8 protein-coding genes are annotated in these 6,634 nt (G+C 69.7%); all 8 read right to left on the bottom strand.

Features of this window, described 5'->3' with window-relative positions; all coding sequences use genetic code 11:
- Positions 1-186: ferrochelatase (locus ADBZ5U_RS13510; RefSeq protein WP_526811002.1), on the bottom strand; the 186-nt coding region annotated here is incomplete at its 3' end.
- Positions 183-992, bottom strand: coding sequence for an NADH-dependent enoyl-ACP reductase InhA (gene inhA, locus ADBZ5U_RS13505; RefSeq protein WP_526811000.1), 810 nt, complete (start codon positions 990-992; stop codon positions 183-185). The genes ADBZ5U_RS13510 and inhA, both read right to left, overlap by 4 nt.
- 29 nt (positions 993-1,021) lie before the next feature.
- Positions 1,022-1,786, bottom strand: coding sequence for a 3-oxoacyl-ACP reductase FabG1 (gene fabG1, locus ADBZ5U_RS13500; protein ID WP_526810998.1), 765 nt, complete (start codon positions 1,784-1,786; stop codon positions 1,022-1,024).
- A 122-nt stretch (positions 1,787-1,908) separates the two neighbouring features.
- Complete coding sequence (locus ADBZ5U_RS13495) at positions 1,909-2,928, bottom strand: vWA domain-containing protein (protein WP_526810996.1); 1,020 nt, start codon at positions 2,926-2,928, stop codon at positions 1,909-1,911.
- Entirely contained in the window at positions 2,925-3,896 is a 972-nt protein-coding gene (locus tag ADBZ5U_RS13490; protein ID WP_526810994.1) for a DUF58 domain-containing protein, read from the bottom strand. The genes ADBZ5U_RS13495 and ADBZ5U_RS13490 overlap by 4 nt, the downstream gene beginning before the upstream one ends.
- Positions 3,893-4,999, bottom strand: coding sequence for a chaperone MoxR1 (gene moxR1 / locus ADBZ5U_RS13485; protein WP_526810992.1), 1,107 nt, complete (start codon positions 4,997-4,999; stop codon positions 3,893-3,895). The genes ADBZ5U_RS13490 and moxR1 overlap by 4 nt, the downstream gene beginning before the upstream one ends.
- A gap of 124 nt (positions 5,000-5,123) precedes the next feature.
- Complete coding sequence (gene ripB, locus ADBZ5U_RS13480) at positions 5,124-5,831, bottom strand: NlpC/P60 family peptidoglycan endopeptidase RipB (protein WP_526810990.1); 708 nt, start codon at positions 5,829-5,831, stop codon at positions 5,124-5,126.
- Between the two features lie 8 nt (positions 5,832-5,839).
- On the bottom strand, positions 5,840-6,634 hold a 795-nt coding region (locus tag ADBZ5U_RS13475), incomplete at its 5' end, for an NlpC/P60 family protein (RefSeq protein WP_526810988.1).

Genomic DNA, 6,634 nt, shown 5'->3' with positions numbered 1-6,634 from the left:
CAGCGACCGGTTGATGCCGTTGATCGGCGACACCCCGCCGAAGTGCAGGTAGTGCTCGGCCACCGACTCCAGGCGCTCCCGCGGGATGCCGCGACCGCGGGTGACGTTCTCCAGGAACGGCATCACCTGTTCGGGGCCCTCCGGGCCGCCGAAGGACAGCAGCAGCAGGGCGTCGAAGTCGCTCACAACAGTTGCGTGCTGGCGCCGCCGTCGGCGTAGATCACCGTGCCGGTGGTGGCCGGCAGCCAATCGGAGACCAGGGCGCACACCGTCTTGGCGACCGCGGTGGGATCCTTCATGTCCCAACCCAGCGGTGACCGCTGGTCCCACCCCTCCTCCAGCATCTTCATCTCGTCCTTGAACTCGTCGCCCAGTGCGCCGCCCATGATCGCGCTCATCGCAAGCGTCCGAATCGGTCCGGCCGCAACGAGATTCGACCGCACCCCGACCTTGCCGGCCTCGCGGGCGACGAACCGGTTCACCGACTCCAGCGCGCTCTTGGCCACCGTCATCCAGTTGTAGGCCGGCATCGCGCGGGTGGGGTCGAAGTCCATGCCCACGATGCCGCCGCCCGGATTCATGATCGGTAGAACGGCTTTGGCCAGCGAGGCGTAGGAGAAGGCCGAGATGTGGATCCCCTTGGCGACGTCCTCGTAGGGCGCGTCGAAGAACGGGTTGACGCCCATGCCGCTGGGCGGCATGTAGCCGATGGAGTGCACCACGCCGTCGAGCCTGTTGCCCGCGCCGATCGCCTCGGTGATCCGGTCGGCCAGGGTGTCGAGGTGCTCGGGGTTCTGCACGTCCAACTCCAGCAGGGGCGCCGGACCGGGCAGCCGGTCGACGATCCGGCGGATCAGGCGCATGCGTTCGTAGCCGGTGCAGACGACCTCCGCGCCGGCCTCCTGGGCCACCCGCGCGATGTGGAACGCGATCGAGGAGTCGGTGATGATGCCGGTGACGAGGACGCGCTTGCCCTCGAGAAGCCCTGCCATGTGGGTCCTTTCGTGTCTGGGGGCCGGGCCTAGTGGCCCATGCCCATGCCGCCGTCGACCGGGATCACCGCACCGGCGATGTAGCCGGCGTCCTCCGAGGCCAGGAAGCTGACCGCCCCGGCGACCTCCTCGGCGGTGCCGATCCGCTTGGCCGGGATGAACTCCAGGGCGCCCTCCTGAACCCGTTCGTCCATCGCGCGGGTCATGTCGGTGTCGATCAGGCCGGGAGCGACCACATTGGCGGTCACCCCGGCCTTGGACATCTCGCGCGAGATAGACCGCGCCATGCCGATCAGACCGGCCTTGGACGCGGCGTAGTTGGACTGGTTGCCGATGCCCCACATCCCCGAGACCGACCCGACGAAGATCATCCGGCCGAACCGGTTGCGCTGCATGCTGCGCGCCGCGCGCTGGGCCACCCGGAACGCTCCGGTGAGGTTGGCGTCGATGACCTTCTCGAAGCGCTCCTCGGTCATCCGGATCATGAACGCGTCCGCGGTGATGCCGGCGTTGGACACCAGCACCTCCACCGCGCCCTGGTGCTGCTCGACCTCGGTGAAGGCCCGGTCCACGGCCGCGCTGTCGGTGATGTCGCACTCGACTCCGAACAGTCCGTCCGGCGCCCCCGAGCCGCGGTGGGTGACGGCCACCTTGTGCCCGTCGGCGGCCAGCCGCCTGGCGATGGCCAGGCCGATCCCCCGGTTCCCGCCGGTGACCAGTACGGAGCGGGAGACGAACGGGGGTCTGCCGCCCGCACTCTGGCCGTCGGCGCCGGGACTCGGGGTGTCGGTCATGCCCGTCAACTTAGTGCCTTCCTGCTGTCAGCCCGAAATCAGGCACGCCCATGCCGAGGTCGACGTTTTGGTGCGATTCACTCGATCTTTCGCGCCCGTTCGTCGGTTTGGGCGCAAGGGGGCTAACCCGGGAGCCGGCGGTTGATCAGAAGTGCCGCCAGGGCGGCCGCCGCCAGCAGCAGCGAGCCCAGCCGGAGCCAGCCCACGCTGGCGTCGCCCTTGATGGTCTCGTAGCCGATCTGGTCCTGCAGCGAGGTGAACACCTCCTTGAGCTGCTCCAGCGTCGAGGCGCTGTAGCTGCTCCCGTCGGAGAGTTCGGCGATCTTCTTGAGCATCTCGTCGTCCACCGGCACCGGCTGCCGCTGATCGTTGATCTCCACGTAGCCGTAGGGGGTGCCGAAGGACACCGTCGAGATCGGCACGCCCTGGTCCTTGGCGGTGCGCGCGGCGGTGAAGGCGCCCTTGGGGTTGTCCGGGTTGGACGGCACCGTCTCCTTGCCGTCGGACATCAGCACGATGCGGCCCGGCGGCTTCTCCTCGTCGGCGCTGCCGGCGCCGCCGATCACCGCACCCACGGTGGCGATCGCCTGCAACGCGGTGAAGATGGCCTCGCCGGTCGCCGTGCGGTCGGCGAGTTGCAGCTTGTCCAGCGCGATCTTGGTGGCCTCCCGGTTGGTCGTCGGGGAGACCAGCACCGTCGCGGTGCCCGCGTAGGAGATCAGTCCGAGGTTGATCCCGGGGGTCAACTGGTCGGCGAACTGCTTGGCCGCGACCTGGGCGGCCGCCAGCCGACTGGGCTCGACGTCGGTGGCGCGCATCGACTGCGACACGTCGATCACCAGGACCACCACCGCCCGGTTGCGCGGCTTGCGCACGTCGTTCTGCGGTCCCGCCATCGCGATCGTCAGCATCACCAGCGACGAGATCAGCAGGATCGCCGGAACGTGCCGCCACCGGCTCGGACGTTGCGGCGCAACCTTTTCCAGCAGTTCCATGTTCGCGAACCGCAGGATGCGCTGCTTGCGGGCCCGCTGAACCGCGATGTACAGCGCGACCAGGGCGGCGGCCACGACCAGGAACAGGAAGAACCACGGGTGGGCGAAGCCGCCGAGCGACATCGGGCCCAGCAACGGCAGGCTCACTGGCTGCCCGCCATCGCTCCCCGGCGCCGGGAGGCGACGAAACGCACGATGTCGGCGATCCAGTCCCGGTCGGTGCGCAGGGTCATCAGCGGTGCGCCGCAGCGGCGCAGGGTGCGGGCCACCTCGTCGCGGTGCAGTGCGGCGGCCCGGGCGAAGTCGTCACGCAGTTGCTCGTCGATGGTGAACTCCCGGGTCACACCGCTCTCGGTGTCCTGCAGGATCACGTCCCCGACGGCCGGCAGTTCGACGTCACGCGGATCGAGGACCTCGATGCCGAGCACCTCGTGGCGGGCGGAGACGGCCCGAAGCGGACGCATCCAGTTGATCGGACCGAGGAAGTCGCTGATGATCACCGCCATCCCCCGGCGGCGTTCGGGCCGGCGCAGCGCGTCGATGGCGACCGCGAGGTCGCCGCGGACCCCCAGTGGCGCCCGCGGCGAGGTGGCGATGGCCCGCAGCAGGGTCTGCTCGTGCTGACGGCCGGACCGGGCGGGCACGCGGATGATCCTCTCGCCGTTGGCGATCAGCGCGCCGATCCGGTTACCGCCGCCGCTGTTGAGGTAGGTGATCGCCGCGGCCGCCCCGACGGCGAGGTCGCGCTTCTCGCAGCCGGTGGTGCCGAAATCCAGGCTGGCCGACATGTCGACCACCAGCCAGGTCTCCAGTTCGCGGTCGGCGATCATCTGCCGCACGTGCGGGTGGGTGGTGCGGGCGGTCACCGACCAGTCCATCCGGCGGACGTCGTCGCCGGGCTGGTACATCCGCGAGTCGCCCGGCTCGGAACCGGGGCCGGGGATCAGGCCGAGGTGGTTGCCCTGCAGCACCCCGTCGAGCTTGCGCTTGACCGTGAGTTCCAGCGTGCGCAACGCGGCCGACAGCTTGGCGTCACCGATCTCACCGCGGCCGAACGACGGCGGGTGGACGGTGTCCGCCTGATCGGCCGCCTCCCAGGCGGGGGGCTCGCTCACCGAGCGCTTGCGCCGGCCGCCGCAGGTCCGGCGGGCACCGAATGACCCTGCTGCGGAATCGCATTCACCTGGGGCAGCGCGACGGTCTGCATGACCCGGCCGATCACCGCGTCGGCCTTCACGTCGTCGGCCAGGGCGTCGTAGGTCAGCACCAGGCGGTGGCGCAGCACGTCCGGGATCACCTCGATGACGTCCTGGGGCACCACATAGTCGCGTCCGCGGATCAGCGCCAGGGCGCGGGCGGCGGCGATGATGCCCAGCGACGCGCGCGGCGAGGCGCCGTAGGCGATCCACGCCTTGACGTCGGGCATGCCGAACTGCTCGGGCCGGCGGGTCGCGGTGACCACCCGGACCACGTAGTCGACCAGGGCGTGGTGGACGAAGTTGTTGGCCGCCACCTCCTGCAGTCGCAGCAGGTCACCGGTCTCGAGAATCTGCTTGGGCTCCGGGGGCGTCACGCCCATCCGGTAGATGATCTCGCGTTCCTCCTCCGGGGAGGGGTAGTCGACGTTGATCTTGAACAGGAAGCGGTCGCGCTGTGCCTCCGGGAGCGGGTAGACGCCCTCGTTCTCGATCGGGTTCTGGGTGGCCATCACCAGGAACGGCTTTGGCAGCGGGTAGTCGCGGCCGCCGATGGAGATCTTCCGCTCGGCCATCACCTCGAGCAGCGCGGACTGGACCTTCGCCGGCGCCCGGTTGATCTCGTCGGCGAGCAGGAAGTTGCACACCACCGGACCCAGTTCGATGTCGAACTCCTCGCGGCCCTGGCGGTAGATACGGGTTCCGATGATGTCGGTGGGCACAAGGTCCGGAGTGAACTGGATGCGGGAGAAGGTGCCTCCGACCACCTTGGCGAAGGTCTCCACGGCCAGCGTCTTGGCCACCCCCGGAACACCCTCGAGCAGCACGTGGCCCTTCGCCAGGAGCCCGACCAGGATCCGTTCGATCAGTTGGTCCTGGCCGACGATGATCCGCTTGACCTCGAAGACGGCCCGTTCCAGGGTGTTCACCTCGCCGGCCAGACCGTTGCCGCTGCTTACGGAGGCCGAGCCGGAGCTCACATAGCTGCTCGAACCCGCGAGCGACCCACCTGGTGACGTCATTCAATTTCCTCCACGGCTACTGGCGGGACGTGCACGACAGCAGGAGTCCCGGGGACAACTATTCCAGGCGATCGGAAATCCGTCGACGTGGGTCGTTGCCCGGCGCGTCCGGCCACCCGCCGGCTCAGGTCTCGATGATGCGGGTCAGGTAGGGCGTCATGCCCGCGGTACGGACCGGGCCGACGGTCACCTGGCCGGCTCCCGAGGACGCCTCCATCATCTGGCCGCCGCCCAGATAAAGGGCCACGTGTTGGCCCCCCTCCGGGCCGTAGAAGATCAGATCCCCGCGCTTGGCCTGCGACGGCGGGATGTGCCGGCCGGCTTTGTACTGGTCACCGGAGTACTTGGGGATCAGCACGCCGACCCCGGCGAAGGCGAACCGGGTGAAGCCCGAGCAGTCGTAACCGACTTTGCCGGCGTCCTGGTCGACCCCTTCGCTGGGGCCGTTGATCGCCCCGCCCCCCCAGGAGTAGGGCACTCCGCGCTGCGAGGCGCCCCGACGAACGACGTACTCGATGGCCTGGGGTCCGCTGACCCGACCGCCCGGCAGTGCCGAGGGACCGCCCCCGATACCCAAACCGGCGAGGAACTTCTTGCCCAGATCCATGGTGGCCTGGGCGGCCTGCTGGGTGAAGGCCAGCGACGCCTGGGCGACGGCGACCGGGTCCCCGGGGGCGCCGGCGCTGACCACCTGAGGCAGCGTCGGATCCCACTCCCCTGCCGCGACCGCCGGCGCGGCGGCCGCCGGGGTGGCGAACCCGACGGCGAGCAGCAGAGCGGTCAGCACCGCCGCCAGGGCGCGGGGCGGCCGCAACGGTTTGCGCGACGGCATGTCCGGCCTCACCACTCGATGTAGCGCACGGCGAAGGGGGTCATACCGCTGGTGCGGACCGGGGCGACGCGGACGGTCGCGCCGGTGTAGGGCGCCTCGACCATCTGGTTGTTGCCGAGGTAGATCGCCACGTGCTGGCTCCCGTTGGGGCCCCAGAACAGCACATCGCCGCGACGCATCTGCGCTGCCGGGATCTTGCGGCCCATTTCGTACTGCGAACCCGAGTAATGCGGCAGTTTGATGCCGGCGCCGGCGAACGCGTAGAGCACCAGGCCCGAGCAGTCGAAGCCGACGGTCCCCGCGCCGGAGTCGATGCCGCGACTCGGCCCGGCGGCGGTTCCGCCGCCCCAGGAGTACGGGACGCCGATCTGGGACATCGCCCGCTTGATGACGTACTCGATGGCCTGGTTGCCGTAGACCAGCGGGATTCCGCCGCCGTTGGTGATACCGGTGTCGGTGGGCTTGAGGATGCCCAGTTTCTGCAGGAACTTCTTGCCCAGTTGCTGGGTGACCTGCGCGGAGTTCTGGGCGATCCCGAGAACGGCGTTGATGATCTGGACCGGGTCGCCGGACAGGAACGCGCTGGGCACCGCCGGCAGCGTGAGGTCCCACTCGGAGGGATCCCCGTAGGGAACCTTGACCGCCGCCGCCGGGGCCGGCCGGGTGCCGGACCGGTCCCAGTCACCCGGGTCGGCCGCGGCCTGCGGGGCTGGTGCCGCCGCGGGCGCGGCGGCGTCGGTCACCGGTGCGGCCTCGACAGGTTGCACCACCACACGATCATCCAGCGGCTTCAAAGTCATCTC

Origin of the sequence: Mycobacterium sp., assembly GCF_040398885.1 — a bacterium.
In the GTDB taxonomy this organism is placed as follows: domain Bacteria; phylum Actinomycetota; class Actinomycetes; order Mycobacteriales; family Mycobacteriaceae; genus Mycobacterium.
This window is presented reverse-complemented; position numbering and strand designations above follow the sequence as displayed.

Excerpts from the sequence above, each read along its gene's own strand:
- inhA (WP_526811000.1), bottom strand. The coding sequence starts at position 992 with ATGGCAGGGCTTCTCGAGGGCAAGCGCGTCCTCGTCACCGGCATCATC.
- fabG1 (WP_526810998.1), bottom strand. The coding sequence starts at position 1,786 with ATGACCGACACCCCGAGTCCCGGCGCCGACGGCCAGAGTGCGGGCGGC.
- moxR1 (WP_526810992.1), bottom strand. The coding sequence starts at position 4,999 with ATGACGTCACCAGGTGGGTCGCTCGCGGGTTCGAGCAGCTATGTGAGC.
- ripB (WP_526810990.1), bottom strand. The coding sequence starts at position 5,831 with ATGCCGTCGCGCAAACCGTTGCGGCCGCCCCGCGCCCTGGCGGCGGTG.